The organism is Synechococcus lacustris str. Tous, assembly GCF_003011125.1.
Classification (GTDB): domain Bacteria; phylum Cyanobacteriota; class Cyanobacteriia; order PCC-6307; family Cyanobiaceae; genus Synechococcus_D; species Synechococcus_D lacustris.
Genome location: NZ_PXVC01000006.1, coordinates 1 through 19,693 on the forward strand (window position 1 = coordinate 1; position 19,693 = coordinate 19,693).

Below are 19,693 nucleotides of genomic sequence, written 5' to 3' on the forward strand. Positions count from 1 at the left end.
GCCCCAAGGAAACCCGCCTCAAACGAGCCCCAAGGAAACCCGCCTCAAACGACTCCACATCCATATCGGCCTTATCCGATTCCACCACCAGCACCGATTCACCCCGTTCCACCCGATCGCCAGGCTGCTTAAGCCATTCGACGATTTTTCCCTCAGTCATCGTGGAACTGAGGGCCGGCATGAAGATCTCGAAGGTTGCCATCCGCTGCTTCAGCACTGCGTTTGGCGGATCCTATCGCCGCAGCTCAAGCACCTTCGCTAAGCGACTCCACCACCCCATCTCTCACCACGATTGAGGCTTGYAATTTTTCAACCAAATTGTCRCCCACCTCAACGGTGCAGCTGCTTTCCAGCTGCCCCTGGTCAACGATTTGCTCCATTTCAAGCCCTTGCACACTCACCTGTTGATCTAACAAGTTGCGTTTTTGTTCCTCCAGTTCAGCYCGCTTAGCTGCCACCTGTTGCTGCACCCCAGCAACTTGTTCTTGGATGCGGGGGTCGAGGGGATTTGCACTCTGGCGGCGAATTTCATTCACCACCTCTTGGCCCTCYTGCTCCAACTGGGCCAACTGTTGATCTGTGGTGGAGATCGCCTGGCTGATTTCACGCTCGGCCTCTTCCTTCCAGCGGGGCGTAACCACAGCCCGAATYGTGATGTTGCGTTTAATCGAGAGTTGATTTGCCATGGCTGGTGGAATTCCGACGCCCAAGCCTCTCAGCCTGCGTAGATCTGGTCAATCGCCGCAGCATCCCTTTCGGCAATTCGATCGCGTTTTTGCTTGAGGGTTTGAGTGAGCAAACCGTTTTCAAGGCTGAATGGTTCCACCAGGGCAACCCCCGCCAAACGTTCCTCCCCGCGGGCGCCACGGCGCTCTGAAAGCAGCTTGTTTAAGCGCCTGGTGAGCGCCTTYAGCAGTGMRGCCTGATCATGCAGGCCCTGCGCCAARCCAAAGGCCTGCAGTGCTTCCTGCCTAGGCACCACCAATGCCCCTAATTGACGTCGATCCTGGCCCACCACCATCACCTGTTCCACCAGCTCAGATGACGCCAATTGATCCTCAAGGGGACCCGGTTCAATGTTTTCGCCAGAACTGAGCACGATCGTGTCTTTTGCCCTTCCGGTGAGAAATAAGGAGCCATCGGCTAGCAGCAGCCCCAAATCGCCGGTGTTAAACCAACCCTCAGGGTCTAAAACCGCTGCTGTGGCCTCGGGGCGCCCCAGGTAGCCAGCCATCACCTGCGGTCCGCGGGCTAGCACTAAWCCCCTTTCACCCCAATTCAAAATCGGGCGCTCCCCAAGGGCAGCGGTGCTTTCAACTGCCACAATCCGCAATTCCGTGYTGCCCAGTGGCCGGCCGGCACTGGCGGTGCGATTGGCCCAAGCACGGCGGCAGGTGAGCACGGGGCTGGTTTCAGTGAGGCCATAACCCACYAATAGCTGGATACCGATCGCAGCAAAAAAAGAATCGATGTGTTTGGGCAAGGCGCCACCGCCACTKATGGCCGTTAACAAACTGCCGCCAGCTAGCTGGCGSCGCACCGCAGGCCAGAAAAGCAACGCCGCCAATTGAGCTGCCGGCCAKGTGGCAAGCGCCWTAAGCAGGCCCATCAGCCTTGCCGCTAGGGGCTGGGGCATTTCCTGCAGGTTGCGATAACAACGCCAGCCATTCCCATGGGCYTCTGCGATCGCTAGGGCTTTAGTGAGCAGTTGCCGCCGCAGGGGTGGCATGGCCTCAAGGGCCGTGCAAAAACCAGCATGGATTGATTCCCACAACCTCGGCACGCTGATCATGTAGTGGGGCCGCACCCGCTGCAGGTCGCTGCGGAACTGGCGGATATTGGTGTAGCTCTKGCTGCAACCGCGGGAYAGCAACAGATAACCGGCGCTGCGCTCATAGGCATGCCATATCGGCAAGATGCTCAACACCCGATCGCCTGGCCTGGGATTAACAGCTACCCCAAGGCTGCGAATTTGATGCARCAAATTTGCTTGRCTAAGGGGTACCCCCTTGGGGCGGCCTGTGGTGCCAGAGGTGTAGAGCACCGTTGCTAAACGGCTAGTTGCTGCTTCAAAAGGTTTGTCACAGCTGGCACCAGCGCCAAGGGCAAGGAAATCAAGCCAGCTGTAAACCGCTGGCARATTGCACTCTTGTGCATCAAAACCTTGTTTTGCCAAAGCTTGTTCCGCCAAACCTTGTTCCGCCACTGCTTCCCCATGGAGCAGCAACACAAAAGCGATCTCCTTTAGATCGCCAGCTCGMGCCAAAGCTCSCAACAGGCTGSGATCTTCCAACACCAAAGCCTTGGCCTTGGCATCGCTGAGAATAAAAGCCAATTCTTCAACGGGCGCCTGGCTACCTCGCACCGCAGCTGCAGCCCCAAGCCGCATCAAACCTTGATCTGCCGCTAACCAGCGGGGTCCATTTTCAGCAAATAGGGCCAGCACATCTCCAGCCCCAACCCCTAAGCGCTGGAAACTCGCAGCCACTAAACCAATTTGGYGATGCAATTGGGCAAAACTGAGCTGCTCMGGTGCTGGCCCATGGGCTTGATCAAGGGCCAGCAGGTTCCCATGGCTTTGGGCTAAACGGGGCCAYAAACCATCTATTCCCTGCAGATCTGAGTAATCAGGCTGAGCCGCTAGGGCCCGTTGGTCCTGGCGATCACCACTCCAGCGCACCCAGGCCAAGCCCATCTTGATCAATAAAGKTGAGCAGATTCTGCTCGCTGATTGGCTGCAACGAACGCCATTGCAGCCGATGGGCCAATGCATCGGCAAAAGGTTGTTGCAACTGGGCCACACTGCAACCTGGCCGCCATTGGTTCAGCCCTCCCACCGGCAGCTCTARGCCACAGGGTTTGATGGCAGCAAAACCGGCCAACTCACAATTCACATTCAGGGCAACACCGTGCTGGGTAACCCAGCGACGGGCGGAAACACCAATGGCAGCAACCTTTTTGCCCTCAAGCCACACGCCTGTGAGCCCCGCCCGCCGTTCGCCAAATAAATCAARTTGAGCCAACACATCGATTACYGCCCCCTCCAATTCACGCAGATACCAGTGCAAATCACAGCGATGGCGCTTTAAATCCAGCAGCGGGTAAGCCACCAATTGGCCCGGCAAGTGATGGGTTACTTCRCCACCGCGATCAAGCCTTACTAGGGGGGCCGGCGGTGTGGCGGGATCAAAGCCAAGAAATTGCTCAGATGCGCCGCGGCCAAGGGTGTAGCAAGGGGGGTGCTCAAGCAGCAGCAGCAGTTCTGGTATTTGAGCCTGGTTTTGATTGCGAATTAATAAGCGCTGCCATTGCCTCTGCCACTGCCATGCCTGTTCTAGGGGCACAAACCTAGAGAGAGCACAAAGGAATGCAGCCGGCAATACCCGATCCATGGCTTCCTCCATACATTGATAACACCCACCAGGAGGTCTACCCATGAAGCTTCTGATCCATGGCCGCAATCTCGAGCTCACCCCAGCACTGAGGGATTACACCGAAAACAAGCTCTCCCGTGCCGTGGGCCATTTCAATGGTTTGGTGCAGGAGGCGGATGTGCACCTTTCCGTAGCCCGTAATCCAAGGGTGCCACAACAAACAGCGGAGGTAACACTGTTTGCCGCTGGCACCGTTATCAGGGCCCAAGAACGCAGCGAAAACCTCTACGCCAGCATCGATCTGGTGGCAAACAAACTTGCCCGCCAGCTAAAGCGCCATAAAGATCGCCGCAGCGACCATCACCACGGCCCCAGCAGCCTTGAAGCGGAAGCAGTAGATCTCCAAGGCGACCTAACCGCAGGCCGCACACCCCAGTTACCKGCCCCGGTRGTGCGCAATAAGTACTACGCCATGCCTGCGATGASTGTGAACGAAGCAATCCATCAACTGGAGGTGATCGACCACGACTTTTATGTATTCCGTGAAAAGGAGTCGGGTCAACTCCARGTGGTGTACCAACGCAACCACGGCGGATACGGTGTGATCCAAGCCCGCAGCTAAACCAGTTGCCCCCTTCCCAAAGCCCTGATCTCGCCCCGCTTATCGACCATGCCCTGCTGGATCCCCGCCAGGGCCAGCAGGCGGTGGAGCAATGCTGCCAAGAGGCTTTGCACTACGGCTTTGCCGGGGTTTGCCTTGCTTCCCGCTGGATGCCCCTAGGCCGCCGTTTGCTGGGGGATCGCAGCCCTAGCAAAACAAAATTGGTGAGTGTGGTGGGCTTTCCCTTTGGTGCCGTAGTTGGCGCAATAAAAAGGGTGGAGGCTGAATTCGCCACCGAAGCCGGGGCTGATGAACTTGATTTAGTGCCCGATTTTGCCCTGTTGATCGACGGCGAACTCACTGCCCTGCACGATGAAATCGCTGCAATTGTGGAACTGGGTTTACCGGTAAAGCTGATCCTTGAAGCCGATCAAATCAGCTCAAGCCAGCTAGAAGCCCTTGTGGAAGTGGCTTTAGATGCAGGCGTKGCCTATCTCAAAACCGGCAGTGGCTATGGCCCTGCGGTGGCACCAGCCCTGGTGGAACGCCTCAAATTATTGGCCAGGGGTCAAGCAAAGCTGAAGGCCTCAGGCGGCATTCGCAACCTTGAACAGGCCCTAACCCTTGTGCAGGCGGGCGCTGAACGGCTTGGCACCAGCCGTGGGGTAGCCCTTGCCAAGGAACAACGGGGCTGATGAATGAACGCCAGGTGGAGGGCCTCTGCCTGCAGGCAAGTGTCCTAGGCGAACAAGACCGTTTGCTCACCCTGCTAAGCGCCGAGGAAGGCCTGGTGCGCATTGCCGCCAGTGGTGCCCGTAAACCGCTCAGCCGCCTTGCTGCCGCCAATGTGCTCACCCATTTCAGGGGTGAAGTAAAGCGAGGCCGCAGCCTTGATCGCCTGGGCCAAATCAGCGTTTTCCATAGCTATGGCCGCCTTGGCAAGCACCTGGATACCTTGGCCGCCGCCCAATGGCTTTTGGAGCTTTGTTTACTGCTGGTGCCCMAGGGCCAACCCCTGGAAGGGTTTCTTGATCTGGTGTTACACCGCTTAGATCAACTAGAGCAATTGCTTGAGGCGCCAGCGGCCCAACGCCAAGCTGAAGCCCTTGCCACAGCCGTGCAAACAGCAGTGCAATTAATGCAACTGGCTGGTTATGCCCTACCCCTTAGCTGCGATTGCCGTAGCGGTGAGCCCTTGGAGCCCCCCCTTGGCAACTGGAGCTGGCGCTGCAGCGTGATCCCCGCCGAAGGCTTTTGCATTGGTCCCCAACCAGGGGCAGTGTTGCTGTTGAACGCTTCTGAACTGGCACTACTACAACGGCTGCCCCGCCCCCAATTACCCCGCTGCGGCGATGGCAGTTTGATGGGACCCGTTCCTGTGTGGCAAAGGCTTTTAACCCTGATCAGCTTTTGGTGTAGCGAACATCTWGGKCGCAGCCCCCGTTCCCTTGCCCTGCTGAGGCAGGATTAGCCGCAGGGCGGGGACAGATCAGCAGGTGAGCGAGCAGCAAAACAAACCAAATGGCCTAGAGGCCGTGCTGCTCTTGAGGGAGTTCAGGCTGCTTTGGCTTGGCCAAATTTTTTCGCAGCTAGGCGATAAGTTTTGGATCGTGTTGATGGTGTTTCTGATCGCCCAAACCTGGGCCCAGAGCACTGGCGTTGATAGCGGCCCCCTAGCGGGMGCAGCGGAATTAATTCGCGAACGGGGCCTTAGCTCAGGCTCAAATTTGGCCCCCGGCCAAGGGGCCAATGAAGCCCAGCTGATCACTTTGCTGGCCACAGGCATCTACGCCGCCAACACCCTGCCGGCAATGGTGCTTGGCAGCGTTGCTGGTGTATGGGCAGACCGCTGGCCAAAACGGGCTGTGATGGTGGCATCCAATGCCCTGAGGGCCTTACTAGCMCTYGCTGTGCCTGTGATGTTGCTGCCAGGCCCCACCTGGCTGGGGCTCAGCTGGGGCTATTGGGGTTTGGTGGTGCTTACCTTCTTGGAATCCTGCTTTACTCAATTTTTTGCGCCGGCGGAACAGGCAGCCATTCCCCTTTTGGTGGATAGATCCCTATTGCTGCCAGCTAATTCTTTGTATACCGCCACMACCATGGCGGCCACAATCGTGGGCTATGCCATTGGTGAACCGGTATTACAGCTGCTGCACCAAGGCTGTTTAGCCCTTGGCCTGCAGGGGGGTGAATTCCTGTTGGTGCCCTTTGCCTACGGCGGCGCCGCCCTGATTTTGTTGTTTGTTAAACCAAATGAGCAGGTGCGTGAAAGCAGCGGCAATAGCGTTTGGCTGGATATCAAAGAAGGGTTCAACTTTCTGGCCGATCGCAGCAGCGTGCGGGGGGCTGTGCTGCACCTGGTGGTGCTCTACAGCCTGCTAGCAGCCCTTTATGTGCTTTCAATCAGCCTTGCTTCAAGGGTGGCGCAGTTGGGGCCCACCAAATTTGGCGTATTACTTGCCATGAGTGGCCTTGGCCTCGCCCTTGGCGCCCTGCTGGTGGCACAAATGGGCCATAAATTCCATCGCCGCTCACTGGCAAGCGTTGGTTTGGGCACCATGGGTTTTTCATTGGTGCTACTGGCTCAGTTGAAGCCCTACCTGTGGCCCACCCTGCTGCTTTGCTGCGTTTTAGGAGTTGGGGCTGCCCTGCTTGGCATTCCAGCCCAAACCACCATCCAGGAAGACACACCTGAACATCTGCGGGGCAAAGTTTTTGGCCTGCAAAACAATCTTGTGAATATTGCCTTGAGCCTGCCTTTAGTGCTGGCTGGGGCCTTAGTAAGCAGTGTGGGGCTGAAACCAGTGCTGTTGATGTTGGCCCTGATCCTCTTTGCCGGAGTGCTGCTCGAGCGCCCCTGGGGCATAAAACCCATCGACCGCTGCTAATTTTCTTAGCTGGAGTGCCCTTGCCGTTGAATGCGTATTGCCTGGCTTGGCAAAAAATCACCCTTTTGCGGGAATGTTTCCTATGGCCTTGCCGTAACTGAGGCCCTGAAGGAACGAGGCCATGGCATTAGTTTTATCCACTTCAACACCCCCAGCCTTCAGGCAAATTCAGAGAGCCACAACGATCAGGAACCGGAGGTAGCCCTGCCCTATCTGGTGAAATCCCAGATGTATACGATTCCATCACCGCGGGCTAGTCGCGAATTAAGGGAATCACTGGAGCGATTTCAGCCCGATTTAGTGCATGCAAGCCTCACCCTTTCACCGCTTGATTTCCGCCTGCCCGAACTATGCCAACAATTGGGTGTGCCGCTTGTAGCCACCTTCCACCCGCCCTTTGATGCCGGGCTGCGCAACATCACAGCCGGTGGACAACAGCTCACCTATCAACTCTATGCATCGTCGYTAGCAAAATTTGATCGGGTGGTGGTGTTTTCAGAGCTGCAGGCGGAGCTATTAATCCGCCTTGGTGTTGCTAAAAGCACCCTTGCTGTTATTCCAAATGGGGTRGATCCAAATATTTGGCGGCCTGGTGCTTCCCAATTAAGCGAACGCTTTAGAGGTAAACGGGTTTTCCTTTATATGGGCAGGTTGGCAACAGAAAAGAATGTGGAAGCACTGCTACGCGCCTGGAAATTAGTGCAACTGCCCGGCTGCGTTCTKGTGGTGGTTGGTGATGGACCGTTGCGCCAAGCGCTGCAAGCCAACTACAGCAACGATGATGTGATCTGGTGGGGTTACGAAGCAGATCAAGCAGTAAGGCTTGCTTTATTGCAAGTGGCAGAGGTTTTCATGCTGCCTTCCCTAGTTGAAGGKTTATCGCTTGCTTTGCTGGAGGCCATGGCCAGTGGCACAGCCTGCGTAGCCACCGATGCCGGCGCCGATGGCGAGGTGTTGGAGGGTGGAGCGGGCATTGTGATCAGCACCCAAGGGGTAACAACCCAACTGCGAACGCTTTTGCCAGTGCTGCGGGAACAACCGATCTTGAGCAGAGAATTGGGTCGCCGGGCACGGGAACGGGTACTGGAGCGCTACACCCTCAAGGGCAATATCGACGCCCTTGAACARCTTTATACGGATTTGATTTCACCTATTCCATTAGCTGCTTAAAAATTGACTGATTAAAAACRCCAGAATGCAAATACAGTTATAAAACCGAAGCCGGAAATACTCGCAAGCTGAAGACGCAGGTCCCATTTATCAATCCTATGGATTAAAAAATCTCTGTTTTTAGCATCAACCCTATCCATGCAGTTACTCGCCCATATAAACAACAGAAAAAACGCCAATGTTACCACGTACGAAAAAGTATACAGSCCATCTAAAAAAGTTAAATAGGGCAAACTAGGTAGGCTTTCTCGATAAGCTTGCTGCAGAAAAGCAACAGTGAGCATCACCACTGGAGGTATAGCTAAACGATCACTACACAAGCTGCTCCTCAAATTGGGGGTAAGCAGCATCAAAAGCATCACAATTGCCAGGGGCAGCAGCCAGCGAACCACGGAAGAGAAAGCATTAATTTGATAATTAATTTCAAATACAATACTTTCAAGTATTTTCCCTCCATGGGATCCAAGGCCTGTTTCGCCTTGATTAGCAACATTGTGAAACCGCCAGTAACTTAGTTCATAGCCACTCAATCCCGCTTTGCTGCCAAGCCCATTTCCACTCGAAGCAACCTTTAACAGCAGATTTCTGCCGATATCGCTAGATGCACCAACCCTTGGCTGCAAAACAACCGATAACGGCAATACCCCGAAAGGATAGTTTTTAAAGTTAATAGAATTTGAGTAAAAAGAACCACTAAAATCATAGCCCTGAGCCAATCGTTTATCCGCCAGAAGCTTTGGCACGGCATATAAAGGAGTAAAACTTGAATTCCAGGGCTCTACCATGTTTTCAAATTGCAGCAGATCAATAATATTAGCCCCAGCAATCTGATCAGTTTCCTTTAGATTATCTTGGATAAACTGAGGATAAGTGAGTAGCATAGAGCCTTGAATATTATAGGTTTTATCCTTCACYGAAAARCCATAAACGTTATCTATCCACATGGAAACCTCAATCACTTCAGTACTTAAAGCCTGCTTCTGAGCTTTAACTTGCAGAGCAGGCCCAAACAGCCCTATCGCCAGCAAGGAAACTATAAGTAGCTTAAAAAACCAGTGCCTAGACACAGAAGTAATGTTGGATATTATTAAGCAGCTTAATACATAAGATGCTTCGCGTACCCACCTGGTGCAACTCGCTAGATAATCAATGCGTTCTTGCCCTCTGCCTTGGCATAAGCGGCGGCGTCCTACTACCCCAATTAGCTCCATTTTTGGTTCCACTCGGCAACATCTTTCTGCGTGCATCTCAAGTTGTAGTGATGCCATTTCTCATTTGTGAACTAGTTGCCTCTCTCGGATCGCTTTCAAATAAGGCGATTAGCAATCTATTTCGCGGTGGCTTATTAAGCTTGCTACTAATATGGGGAATGGGKGCAGCAATGGTGCTTTGGCTTCCGCAATACCTGCCAAATTCTCCTGCTTCTAATTTCTTTAATCCAAGTCAACTTAAACCACAAAATCCCACAGACCTGATCGCACTTTACATACCATTTAATATATTTTCAGCTTTAGCCTCAGATAATTTTCCCGGAGTTGTTCTTTATAGCGCAGTCCTTGGCATTATATTACAAAGACAATCTAATCGCACTAAAATTTTAGATCTATTAAACCCCTTAAGGGATCTATTTAAAGCAAGCATTAAACTTGTATCAAAGATTATACCTATTGGTATATTCGCCCTATGCTTTAATACTATTGCCACTAGCAACAGCGATCAGCTATTAAAGTTGCAAGGATTTGTATATTTATGTGCCATAGCTTTTTTGATAATCAGCTTTGCTTCATTAAGCTTAGCTACCTCCCTTACACCTTTCAGCCCTCAACAGCTCTGGAAAGCAACTAAAGGTCCATTTGCACTCACCGCTAGCAGCGGCAATCTACTTATAGCTTTGCCAATCCTTATAAGTAATCTAAATCAACTTCTACTTAGCACTAAAKCAAGCCCTGAAGAAAAAGAAAAAGAAATTGCAGCGATTATTTCAGTTGGTTTTACTTTACCAATGCTTGGTCAAATCGCAAGTTTGCTTTTCATTCCATTTGCGGGTTGGTATGTGAATCAACCATTGAACTTTTCCAAAACACTAACAGTTCTTGGAATCGCAATACCAAGTTTAGCCGGGGGACTTAAAACAGCTTTTCAGGCAGGCCTTTCAGAGGCGGGCTTACCTCTGAATCTAATGCAACTAATGTATATAAATTCTGAATGGCTATATAGGTTTGAAAAAGTGATTTCCCTTGAGGGATTATTACTAATGGCACTACTTACCTGCTGCTTCAGCATGGATAAACTGCGCTTAAAACCCTTAYTRCTTTCAATYGGACTGTTAGCCCGCATCGCAATAAGCAGCTTGCTTGGCAATGCATTGAAAACAGGACTGGGAAACATCATGATTAGCAAATACAACAACAATATCACCTTAATGAATCTAAAATCACTGATACCGGAACCAAGAGGATCTAAACTGTTAAAAACCTTGCCCGCAGCCAATTCAAATCTAGATGAAATTCGTGCCAGAGGCTTTCTGAGGGTGGGGTTAAATCGTAATTCAATGCCATGGGTATATCGCAATCGCGCAGGAGAATTAGTGGGATTTGACGTAGATYTAGTTAATTCATTAACWAAAAGTCTTAACTTGAAAGTTGCYTGGAAAGAAGGAAATCTTAATGATCTGGAAAAGCTAATAAATCAGCAACGCCTAGACATCGCCATTGGTGGAATAGATGCAAATCCTGACTATGCCTCTCAGTTCTCAATGAGCAAAGGCTATCTAAAGGTACACCTTGGGCTAGTAGTTTCTGATCAAATATTACCAAGGCTCCAGCAGATACAACAGCGACCTCTCGATCRCCCTTTGGTAATTGCGATCAGCGATCCAGAATTAATTAACGAAGAAGTGCGCGATTACATCGCTAAAAACCTTGGCACCAGTGARAAACCGATACAAGTTAAGTTAGCAGTTGTTTCAAATCAAGCTGAATTCTTTAGCAATTCCACCAACAGATATGATGCTTTGCTAACCAGCGCTGAGGGGGGGGCCACCTGGGCAGTATTGCATCCAARCTATAGTTTATGGACTCCTTTTTACAATAAATTTTCCAGCGAACTTGTAATAATTTCAGCCAAGGAAAATCATACATTGACTGATTACATCAATGCATGGCTGGAAAAAACAACAGTTCAAGAACTTATAAGCAAACTATATAACCACTGGATTATTGTTAAACAATCCAGTGGTTAAYATCTAAGCTCCAAGGCTTTGGCAGCACTGGCTGAAAACTGCAGCGGGATCTGCAGCGGTTGTTATTGGTCTACCGATTACTAACTGGCTAGCGCCAGCGGCAAGGGCYTGGCCAGGGGTTAGCACCCGTTTTTGATCATTGCAATCGCTGCCATGGGGCCTAATGCCAGGGGTAACAAGGGCAAAAGGCTGGGGGTKGGCTGCCCGCAAACTTGCCACCTCGAGGGGTGAACAAACACAACCGGCAATACCTGCAGCRGTGGCCAACTGGGCAAGGCGATGCACATAACGATCGATCGGYTCGCTAATCGCYAACTGATCTGCAAAAGAAAGGGGATCCCAACTCGTTAGCACCGTTACGGCTAGCAATTTGGGCAGTGGTAAACCAGCCGCAGTTGCCCCTTCAATCGCCCCCTCTTGGGCGGCCTGCAACCCCGCCAAGCCTGCYGCTGCATGAACCGTTATCAGGCCAGCACCAAAACTTGCCGCCTGGCGGCAAGCMGCGGCCATGGTGGCAGGRATATCGTGAAACTTCAGATCAAGGAACACCTCTAGGCCGAGGCGCCGCAATTCAGTTACCACCTCGGGGCCACCGGCCACAAATAACTCCAAACCCACCTTCACCCAGCGCAAATCTGGGATAGAGCGCACAAAAGCCAACGCCTGCTGCGGAGCCATGCCATCAAGGGCAACAACCAGCTGGTTGGAGGCTTTCATCAGGGTGTTCATAAAGCTTTTAAGCGCCGAAATATCTTTTTGCCCAACTGCAACACCTTGCCTTCTAGTTCAGTTGCAGTTTGGAATTCCTGGTTGGGRTCACTCAATTTTTCACCATCCAACTTCACRCCACCGCCTTGGATCTGCCGTTTTGCTTCACTGCTGCTGCAAATGCCCGCGGCGCTGAGCAGATAAAAKGCCTTGGCTGGAAAATTCACAGCCCCAAGTGAAACCTCAGGCACTTCAGCCGAGGCGGCAGCACCAGCCACCAAATTRGCGGCATCGGCTTGGGCTGCGGCAGCTGCCCGATCGCCATGGCGTAAGCGGGTTACCTCAAGGGCCATCGCCATTTGCCGCTCCCTGGGATTGCTGGGCAATGCCCCTAATTCGAGGTTGGTGAGCAAGGTGATGTATTGATCCACCAGCCCATCGGGCACCTTTTCCAGCTTGGAATACATCGATAGGGGGTCTTCCTTTAAACCAACAGTGTTACCGAGRCTTTTACTCATCTTTTGCACCCCATCAAGGCCGGGGAGGATCGGCATTAGCAGGCCAAATTGAGGTTYMATACCAAAATGACGCTGTAAATCCCTACCCATAGCCACATTAAATTTTTGATCCGTACCGCCAAGTTCCAAATCGGCTTTAATCGCCACTGAGTCGTAACCCTGGAGCAAAGGATATAAAAACTCATGTAATGAAATCGCCGTGCCACCGGCATAACGATTGGCAAATTCTTCCTTTGCAAGCATCTGACCAACGGTGCTTAACGCCAATAATTCAATCACTTTCGGTAGATTTAAATCCGTTAACCATTCACTGTTGCGGCGCACCTCAAGGCGATTGGGGGTGTGGAAATCCAAAAGTGAAAGGCTTGGATCTTGGCCTTGGCCCAATTGCTCCAAATAGGTGGTGGCATTGGCTTCCACCTCATCGCTGCTTAGTTGCACCCTGGTGGCACTTTTACCGCTGGGGTCGCCAATGCGAGCWGTGAAATCACCAATAATCAACACCGCCGTGTGGCCAGCATCTTGAAAAGCTCGCAATTTGCGAAACAGGATCGAATGGCCTAAGTGAATTTCACTGCCGGTGGGGTCAATACCTAATTTAATCCGTAAAGGTTTATTTGTTAGAGCGGTTTCAACGTTATCAGGGAATAGATCAGCCACCCCGCGGYTAAACCAATCAAGGTTTTTATTTAAGCTCAAGATTCTGCCTCAAGCTGGGTTTTCATGCGCTCTAAGGTGAGATTCATCTGTTCAAACATCTGCTCTGGTGTAATGCCGAATTGACTCAACTGTGTGCGCAATTGTTCCACAGTGAGCTTGGCTTGAAAATCTTCAGATAGCTCAAAGCGTTTCATGAAAACGCGGTAGCGATCCATGAGTTCTTCCATGCGCTCCATAAAAAGCTTCTTGCCTTCACGGTCAAACTTTCCATACTCGCCTCCCAGCTGCATCAGCGACTGGTAATCGGCAAAAAGGCGCTTGGCCTCATCYTGCACGATGTCGGATTCAAAAAAGCCCATGGGCCGCCGGGGTAAGCCGCCATTCTGGGCGGCCTCCTCCCCCTGGCCAGGGCGGATGGCCGACCCGATACTGACCCCAGATTGATATTTCGCCAAACCACCTATGGCGCAAGGCCACTGGCTGGATCCCCTCGCCCGCCAGGTGTTGCGGGTTTTGAAGCAACCGCCAACTCAAACAAAAAAAACAGCAGCACCCCCCCTCAGGGTTTGGCAGATCGATGTGAACAGGGCCAGCCTCAACGATTGGCTCAAACTGCCCGGCTGCCAACAGGSTCAAGCTGAGTTGCTGTTGCGGCTCCAGAAGGGGGGAGTGCAGTTGAGCGGCCCCGCCGATCTGGCCCAACTGTTGGAGCTGCCGGCCGCCCAGCTAGAGGCATGGAAACCCCATCTTTTGTTTCGTTGGTAYAGCGAACCGCCAAGCCCCTTACCAGCGGCGATCAACCTCAATAGCGCCCCTAGCGCTSAACTAAAAAGCCTGGATGAACTCAACCCCGAACGTTGCAAACGCCTGTTGMGGGAGAGGGCACGCCGGCCATTTAGCGACCTGGCCGACCTCCAGGAGCGGCTTGGTTTACCGGCGTCTGTGGTGGAAGCCTTGATCGGCAGGGTGTGCTTTGGCCAAAGCAATGGCCCSGCCTTGCCAAGCACCAAGCCGTGAGCAAAGTTCATCAACCAAGCCTGTTCAAAGGGATTGCAGGCGGCARCACCGCAGCGGAATTGCAGCTGGGTCCAGATGCCCTACAAGCCTGGCAAGGGCGGGTGTTGCAATACCAACAACAGCAACGCAAACCCTGCCACCCGGGCCAGGGGCAATTATTTGCCATTCCTTGCGAACCCGCCATACCAACTGCGGCAGTGCCAGATCCCCTATCGCTGCCAGCCCAACATCTGCAGTTTTGGCGCTGGCCTGCCCCACCCCAGAGGGGTGCTGCCCTTTATTTCGTGTTCGATCACAGCCTTGGTGCTGGCAATGATCTGTTGCTCTACCTCGGTGAAACCTGCCAGGCGGATCGCCGCTGGAAAGGCGAGCACGATTGCAAGGCCTACCTGGCCGCCTACGGGGAGGGGTTGGTGCGTTGCGGCCAACTACCGCAACTAAGCATTCGTTTCTGGTGTGATGCCCCAAGCAACACCCGCGCCCGCCGCTTGTTGGAGCTTGAGCAAATCCAGTTGTGGCAACCACCATTCAATAAAGAATGCCGCCAACGCTGGCAAACACCATTTCAGAACAGCTAAACCGGCTTGCCCTAATCGCTCAGTACGATCGCGCCAACCGATAACMGCTAGCCCTATGGAATTCCGTTGCAGCAATCAACCCCTGGCGGATGGCGCCTGTGATGCCCTAGGCCTTGGTTTATTCAGCAACCATTGGCAGGAGCAATTAAAAGGCCTTGCCCCGGCCGTTGCCAGCACCGCCACTGCCCTCTTGCAGCAACGGGAGTTCAAAGCAAAACCCGGTGAATTGATCAGCCTCACCCTGCCCGGCGAGCACCCCGCCCTATTGCTGGTTGCTGGCCTTGGTGAACCAGAAAATTTTGATGGCTTTGCCCTGCGAACCGCGGCAGCTCAATTGAGCAAGGCCAGCCTTGGCAGCGGCTGCAAGCAATTGGGCCTTGCCCTACCGCTTGAAGGCCTGGCCCCGTCAGAAGCAATCGCTGCCCTAGTGCAAGGTTCGCGCTTGGCTTTATTTAAAGATGAGCGCTTCCGCAGTGCACCCGAACCGCGCCAGGAGCCCGATGTTTGCTGGTTGTTGGGGGTTAATCCTGAGCAGCAAGGRGAACTAGAGCACCAGCAAGCAATTTGCGCAGGGGTKGARTTAGCCCGGGAATTGGTGGGGGGTCCACCCAATTTAGTGAATGCCTTAAGCCTGGAGGCCACTGCCCGCAGCCTGGCCCAGGAATTTGATTTGGAATTAACCGTGCTTGATGAGCAGGGTTGCCGCGAAAAAGGGATGGGTGCCTTCCTGGCGGTAGCTCAAGGGGCCTGCGTTCCCCCCCGCTTCATTCACCTTGTTATTCCCGCCCAGGGGCCTGCCTTGCGGCGGGTAGTGCTGATTGGCAAAGGGCTCAGCTTCGATTCCGGTGGCTACAACCTCAAAACCGGTGGCAGCCAGATTGAACTAATGAAATTTGATATGGGTGGCTGTGGCGCCGTTTTAGGCGCTGCCCGCAGCTTGGCCAGCCTGCGGCCTGAGGGGCTTGAGATCCATGTAATCAGTGCCACCACCGAAAACATGGTGAGCGCTGAGGCAATTCATCCGGGTGCAATTATCACCGCCTCCAATGGCAAAACAATTGAGATCAACAACACCGACGCTGAGGGCCGCCTCACCCTCGCCGATGCCTTGGTGTATGCCTCTGCCTTAAAGCCGGATGCAATTGTTGACCTCGCCACCCTCACTGGCGCCTGTGTGGTGGCCCTTGGCGATGAAATTGCTGGTTTATGGAGTGCTAATGATCAGTTGGCTGATCAACTAATCGAAGCTGGCCGGGCAGCGGGGGAACCCCTTTGGCGCATGCCATTGCAGAAGTCTTAYAAAGATGGGCTAAAGAGTGGCCTGGCCGACATGAAAAACACCGGGCCACGGCCCGGCGGTGCCATCACCGCAGCATTATTTCTGCAGGAATTTGTTGATGGGCAGATTCCTTGGGCCCACCTCGACATTGCTGGGCCGGTTTGGAACGAAAAAGGGAAAGGGCCAGATCCCTCTGGTGCCACCGGTTTTGGCGTTCGGCTGTTAGTTAATTGGTGTAAAGCCATTGCGGCAGGGGCTAAGGAAGAGTTAAGCCTGGAATGAGGCAAGCAAAAGTCAGCACGTGATTCAACAAAGCGGATTCCAACTCACCGGRTCCGACAACACCTCCTTTTGGTTTGAAGCAACCGTTCAAGGCCAATGGGATGGGGAGCAGGGCAAGGCCTGGGAAACTGCCCTTGAGGAATGGCATCGTTTCAAAAGCCAGGCCGCCAAAATGCTKGAGCGGCATGTTTCAAATCAAGAGCTGCGGCTRCAGCTGGCGCGGCAATTGGCCGATGCCGCCTTCCCAACTGCAACCTTGAGTGTATAAACRTGGCCAACAGCAGGAACCGCAATTGGTTAAAACTCCCCACGGTTCCAGTGAAGTGGGCTTGGTATCTCAAGGCTCAATCAGGAATATTGCTGTTGCCAGTGGGTTTATGCCTCTTTGGAGAGGCCGTAATGAGGCGATCGGCTTACCCAGCCAAACCATGGTTTTGGCTGGGCACCTTGAGYTTGATCTGCATTAACGCCGGGGTGGGCCTAATGATTGAAAGTGGCCTATTCCGCGGCCATCCCCGCCGCTAATTCCCGCAGGCCACGAAATTGGGGTGATTGCAACTCGTGGATTTGCCAGCGGGCTCTGGCATCACAATCGGCAAGTAAGCGATCTAAATCGTCGGCAGCATGTTTKGGGCTCTCGTAGGGGCCCACATATCTGGTGGCCAAACCCTCTCGAATCAAAAGTAGATACATAACCAATTCCCTTCCACAGGGGAATTTAGCGGGGTTCGCCAGCCTTTAGCGGTAGTGATGACCACATCACCCCCTTGCGCGCTTTTTTACCCCACACCGCATCTAAGCGAGCATCCCTACCGCAACTCCAGCGGTAGAAGTTGTATTTCGCCTTGTTGAGATCGGCGTAATTCTGGTGGTAATCCTCMGCAGGCCAAAAGCGCTTGAGRGGTTCGATGGCAACCCGTAAAGGTTTAGGKGATTTCAACTCTGCTTTGGCGGCAGCTGCACTGGCTTCTGCCGTTGAACGCTGGCTGGCATCKGCAACAAAGATCACCGGGCGATAGGAATCGCCTCGATCACAAAAYTGACCATTGCCATCGGTGGGGTCGACATTGCGCCAGTAGGAACGCAACAGTGCGGCGTAGCTCAATTTTTCGGGATCAAAACGCACAGCTACGCTCTCCACATAGCCGGTGCCGCCAGCACTCACCTGCTTGTAGGTGGGGTTGGGCYTATCACCGCCGGAATAGCCGCTTTGCACATCCAGCACCCCGGGCAGCTTCTCCAGATCATGCTCTAAACACCAAAAGCAACCGCCAGCGAGAACAGCTTGATTGATGGGAGCTGCCTGCACCGGCTGGCTGATTAACAGCAAAAGCACCCCAAACCAACAACTAAGAGCTTTAAACACAAACCCCTTACGGTTTAACAACAGCATCAAGTATGAGGGCTGCAGCCCTTTGGGTTACACCCGGCTCACCCAGTAGCGCCCGCAAGCGKCCATAGCCGGCCAGCATTTCTTGGCGGGCCATCGGGCTTTGCAATAGGGGCAGGGCCTCTGCCACCAGTTGATCCACCTGGAGCTGCTCCTGCAAGAGCTCTGGCACCAAGCGCTCCCCAAGCACCAAATTCACAGGCGAGATGTGCTCCACCTGGAAGCGCAATAGGCGCCTCGCCATGAGGGCCGTAAGCCGGCTAACCCTGTAGCCCACCACTTGGGGTACCCCCCGCAGGGCTAATTCCAAATTGACGGTGCCCGATTTAGTTAGGGCCAAATCAGCTGCGGCACAGATAGTTGGCCTGAGGCGATCCCCCTGATCGGAATTAAGCACCGTTGCTTTTAAACCAACGCGATCGATCACATCGCGCAGGGGCTGCTCAAACCCAGGCTGGGCCGATGGGGCAATCACCTTCAGTTTGGGACAAATTTTTTGCAACCTGGCGGCCGCTTCGGCAAGGGGCGGCAGCAGCCAGCGCAATTCCTGTTTGCGCGAGGCCGGCAGCAGCAACAGCAGCGATTCGTCTTCGGCAATGGCTAGCTCCTGGCGGGCAGCGGCGCGGCTRGGCAGCTCGCCAAGGGTGTCTAGTAGGGGGTGGCCAACCCAATGCACCACAGCGCCTCGCTCCCGGTAGAAACGGGCCTCCTCAGGAAAAATCGCAAGGATCTGATCGCTGAACCCAATCAAACGGGTGGTACCCCCCTCCCCCATGCGAAATGCCCATTCCTGGGGGGCGATGTAATACAACACCGGTAGCTCCGGCCGCTCCCGCTTTACCCGACGCCCCAAGGGGGTGTTACCGCCCATGTAATCAATTAACACCACCCCATCAGGGGGATTGCTCGCCAACCATCTGCGGGCCTTGCCTTGCAGTTGAAGTGTGGGCAACACCAGGGGCAATGCCTCCCAGAGGCCAATGGCCCCAAGGGGTGTTGTGTTGGCCAACAGCTCAGCCCCGGCTGTTTGCATGCGCGGGCCCCCGAGGGCACTCACCCGCAGGRTTACACCCCGTTTCTTTGCTTCCTGGTGGAGGGCCTTAATCAACAAACTGCCCTGGAGATCCCCAGACACCTCTCCGGTGCTGATCARCAGATGGGTCACGGGCGCTGGGCCGGCAAYGGCCCCCGGCGGCCAGCGCTGCAGCTGCTCTCTAAAAATGCCACCAGCTTTTCAGCWGCAGCTGAAAGCTGCTGCTGGCGCGCCTGTTCAAGGGCTTGGCTCAGGGAATATTCACTGCGGTAGATCAATTTCCACAGCAACTGCAATTCCTTCAGCACCGCCCCGTTATCGGCATCGGCAAGGCCACTGCGCCGCAGGCCAATCAAATTGAGGCCCCGCAAGCGRCCTGGATGGCCCTCAACGATGGCGTATGGGGGCACATCGCGGTCGATGCGACTCATGCCRCCCACCATCGCCAAACTGCCGATGTGYACAAATTGATGGATACCCAACACACCTCCGATCACAGCTCGGTCGTCGATATCCACATGGCCTGCCACCGCCACCCCATTGGCAATCACGATGCGATTGCCAAGCCGGCAGTTGTGRCCGATATGGCTGTAGGCCATCAATAGGTTGTGGTTGCCAAGCACGGTGCGTTCACCGGAGGCCGTTGCCCTGTTGATGGTTACGTATTCACGAATGCGATTGCCATCGCCGATAACAACTTCAGTGTTGTCGCCGGCATATTTGAGGTCTTGGGGTTCAAGGCCAATGCAGGCGCCAGGGAAAATATGGTTATCGCTACCAATGGTTACCTGGCCGTCGATAACCACATGGGGACCAATGCGGCTACCGGCGCCAATGCGCACCTGGGGGCCAATCACAGCAAATGGACCAACGCTTACACCTGCTGCAAGGCAGGCGCCTGGATCCACCAGAGCGGTGGGGTGAATCTGGGTTGCCAGGGTTGATGCCGCCATG

At 53.8% G+C, this 19,693-nt stretch carries 23 protein-coding genes; 11 read left to right on the top strand and 12 right to left on the bottom strand.

Going from position 1 to position 19,693, the window contains the following annotated elements; translation table 11 throughout:
* From C7K08_RS02615 to lipB, 4 genes are all read right to left on the bottom strand, one after another.
* Positions 1-202, bottom strand: a 202-nt coding sequence (locus C7K08_RS02615) for a biotin/lipoyl-containing protein (protein WP_341272127.1), incomplete at its 3' end; no start/stop codon positions are given.
* A 43-nt stretch (positions 203-245) separates the two neighbouring features.
* Positions 246-686 carry a YlqD family protein gene (locus tag C7K08_RS02620; protein WP_106499103.1) on the bottom strand — a complete coding sequence of 147 codons (441 nt, stop codon included), beginning with the start codon at positions 684-686 and terminating at the stop codon, positions 246-248.
* Positions 687-715: 29 nt separating this feature from the next.
* Positions 716-2,695: an AMP-dependent synthetase/ligase gene (locus C7K08_RS02625; protein ID WP_106499104.1), complete on the bottom strand. Its 1,980-nt coding sequence runs from the start codon at positions 2,693-2,695 to the stop codon at positions 716-718.
* The gene (gene lipB, locus C7K08_RS02630) at positions 2,664-3,404 is read right to left on the bottom strand and encodes a lipoyl(octanoyl) transferase LipB (protein WP_423218674.1); all 741 of its coding nucleotides are present in this window, start codon (positions 3,402-3,404) and stop codon (positions 2,664-2,666) included. The genes C7K08_RS02625 and lipB overlap by 32 nt, the downstream gene beginning before the upstream one ends.
* A gap of 31 nt (positions 3,405-3,435) precedes the next feature.
* On the opposite strand from lipB, the gene hpf reads away from it, so the two are divergent.
* The 5 genes from hpf to C7K08_RS02655 are packed head-to-tail and all read left to right on the top strand — an operon-like array spanning position 3,436 to position 8,033.
* A complete protein-coding gene (gene hpf, locus C7K08_RS02635) occupies positions 3,436-3,996 on the top strand; it encodes a ribosome hibernation-promoting factor, HPF/YfiA family (RefSeq protein ID WP_106499105.1) in 561 nt (186 codons plus the stop codon).
* A gap of 5 nt (positions 3,997-4,001) precedes the next feature.
* Positions 4,002-4,670 (top strand): deoxyribose-phosphate aldolase, encoded by a 669-nt coding sequence (gene deoC, locus C7K08_RS02640; protein ID WP_106499106.1) that lies wholly within the window; start codon positions 4,002-4,004, stop codon positions 4,668-4,670.
* Entirely contained in the window at positions 4,667-5,446 is a 780-nt protein-coding gene (recO, locus tag C7K08_RS02645) for a DNA repair protein RecO (protein WP_106499107.1), read from the top strand. The genes deoC and recO overlap by 4 nt, the downstream gene beginning before the upstream one ends.
* A 25-nt stretch (positions 5,447-5,471) precedes the next feature.
* Positions 5,472-6,863, top strand: coding sequence for an MFS transporter (locus C7K08_RS02650; RefSeq protein ID WP_241536983.1), 1,392 nt, complete (start codon positions 5,472-5,474; stop codon positions 6,861-6,863).
* 30 nt (positions 6,864-6,893) lie between these two features.
* A complete protein-coding gene (locus C7K08_RS02655) occupies positions 6,894-8,033 on the top strand; it encodes a glycosyltransferase family 4 protein (RefSeq protein WP_106499109.1) in 1,140 nt (379 codons plus the stop codon).
* A gap of 11 nt (positions 8,034-8,044) precedes the next feature.
* On the opposite strand, the gene C7K08_RS02660 is transcribed toward C7K08_RS02655, so the two are convergent.
* Complete coding sequence (locus C7K08_RS02660) at positions 8,045-9,100, bottom strand: hypothetical protein (RefSeq protein ID WP_133165143.1); 1,056 nt, start codon at positions 9,098-9,100, stop codon at positions 8,045-8,047.
* Between the two features lie 41 nt (positions 9,101-9,141).
* Between C7K08_RS02660 and C7K08_RS02665 the strand changes: the two genes are divergently transcribed.
* Positions 9,142-11,274, top strand: a complete 2,133-nt coding sequence (locus tag C7K08_RS02665) for a cation:dicarboxylate symporter family transporter (RefSeq protein WP_106499111.1) — start codon at positions 9,142-9,144, stop codon at positions 11,272-11,274.
* A gap of 3 nt (positions 11,275-11,277) precedes the next feature.
* Here C7K08_RS02665 and pyrF read toward each other — a convergent pair whose 3' ends face one another.
* The 3 genes from pyrF to C7K08_RS02680 are packed head-to-tail and all read right to left on the bottom strand — an operon-like array spanning position 11,278 to position 13,519.
* Positions 11,278-11,991 (bottom strand): orotidine-5'-phosphate decarboxylase, encoded by a 714-nt coding sequence (gene pyrF / locus C7K08_RS02670; RefSeq protein WP_241536984.1) that lies wholly within the window; start codon positions 11,989-11,991, stop codon positions 11,278-11,280.
* An 8-nt stretch (positions 11,992-11,999) separates the two neighbouring features.
* Positions 12,000-13,160, bottom strand: coding sequence for a tyrosine--tRNA ligase (gene tyrS / locus C7K08_RS02675; protein WP_241536985.1), 1,161 nt, complete (start codon positions 13,158-13,160; stop codon positions 12,000-12,002).
* Positions 13,161-13,195: 35 nt separating this feature from the next.
* Positions 13,196-13,519, bottom strand: coding sequence for a DUF1825 family protein (locus C7K08_RS02680; protein WP_106499157.1), 324 nt, complete (start codon positions 13,517-13,519; stop codon positions 13,196-13,198).
* 103 nt (positions 13,520-13,622) lie between these two features.
* Here C7K08_RS02680 and C7K08_RS02685 point away from each other — a divergent pair, with 103 nt between their 5' ends.
* Genes C7K08_RS02685 through C7K08_RS16295 form a run of 5 tightly spaced genes read left to right on the top strand, consistent with a single transcriptional unit; the run spans position 13,623 to position 16,841 of the window.
* Positions 13,623-14,177 (top strand): ComEA family DNA-binding protein, encoded by a 555-nt coding sequence (locus tag C7K08_RS02685; RefSeq protein ID WP_106499114.1) that lies wholly within the window; start codon positions 13,623-13,625, stop codon positions 14,175-14,177.
* The gene (locus C7K08_RS02690; RefSeq protein ID WP_241536986.1) at positions 14,174-14,755 is read left to right on the top strand and encodes a GIY-YIG nuclease family protein; all 582 of its coding nucleotides are present in this window, start codon (positions 14,174-14,176) and stop codon (positions 14,753-14,755) included. Before C7K08_RS02685 ends, C7K08_RS02690 begins: the two co-directional genes overlap by 4 nt.
* Positions 14,756-14,810: 55 nt before the next feature.
* On the top strand, positions 14,811-16,316 hold the full coding sequence (locus tag C7K08_RS02695; RefSeq protein ID WP_106499115.1) for a leucyl aminopeptidase: 1,506 nt from the start codon (positions 14,811-14,813) through the stop codon (positions 16,314-16,316).
* A gap of 19 nt (positions 16,317-16,335) precedes the next feature.
* The gene (locus C7K08_RS15405) at positions 16,336-16,584 is read left to right on the top strand and encodes a hypothetical protein (protein WP_161955800.1); all 249 of its coding nucleotides are present in this window, start codon (positions 16,336-16,338) and stop codon (positions 16,582-16,584) included.
* A gap of 50 nt (positions 16,585-16,634) precedes the next feature.
* Positions 16,635-16,841 (top strand): hypothetical protein, encoded by a 207-nt coding sequence (locus C7K08_RS16295; RefSeq protein ID WP_255124439.1) that lies wholly within the window; start codon positions 16,635-16,637, stop codon positions 16,839-16,841.
* On the opposite strand, the gene C7K08_RS02705 is transcribed toward C7K08_RS16295, so the two are convergent.
* From C7K08_RS02705 to lpxA, 4 genes are read right to left on the bottom strand one after another with little or no spacing between them, the layout of a single operon-like run.
* Positions 16,815-17,009, bottom strand: a complete 195-nt coding sequence (locus C7K08_RS02705) for a hypothetical protein (protein WP_106499116.1) — start codon at positions 17,007-17,009, stop codon at positions 16,815-16,817. The two genes, C7K08_RS16295 and C7K08_RS02705, sit on opposite strands and share 27 nt — an antisense overlap.
* A 25-nt stretch (positions 17,010-17,034) precedes the next feature.
* Entirely contained in the window at positions 17,035-17,709 is a 675-nt protein-coding gene (gene msrA, locus C7K08_RS02710; protein ID WP_106499117.1) for a peptide-methionine (S)-S-oxide reductase MsrA, read from the bottom strand.
* Positions 17,690-18,871, bottom strand: a complete 1,182-nt coding sequence (gene lpxB / locus C7K08_RS02715; RefSeq protein WP_106499118.1) for a lipid-A-disaccharide synthase — start codon at positions 18,869-18,871, stop codon at positions 17,690-17,692. Before lpxB ends, msrA begins: the two co-directional genes overlap by 20 nt.
* A complete protein-coding gene (gene lpxA, locus C7K08_RS02720) occupies positions 18,868-19,692 on the bottom strand; it encodes an acyl-ACP--UDP-N-acetylglucosamine O-acyltransferase (RefSeq protein WP_106499119.1) in 825 nt (274 codons plus the stop codon). Before lpxA ends, lpxB begins: the two co-directional genes overlap by 4 nt.
* Position 19,693 lies beyond the last annotated feature (1 nt).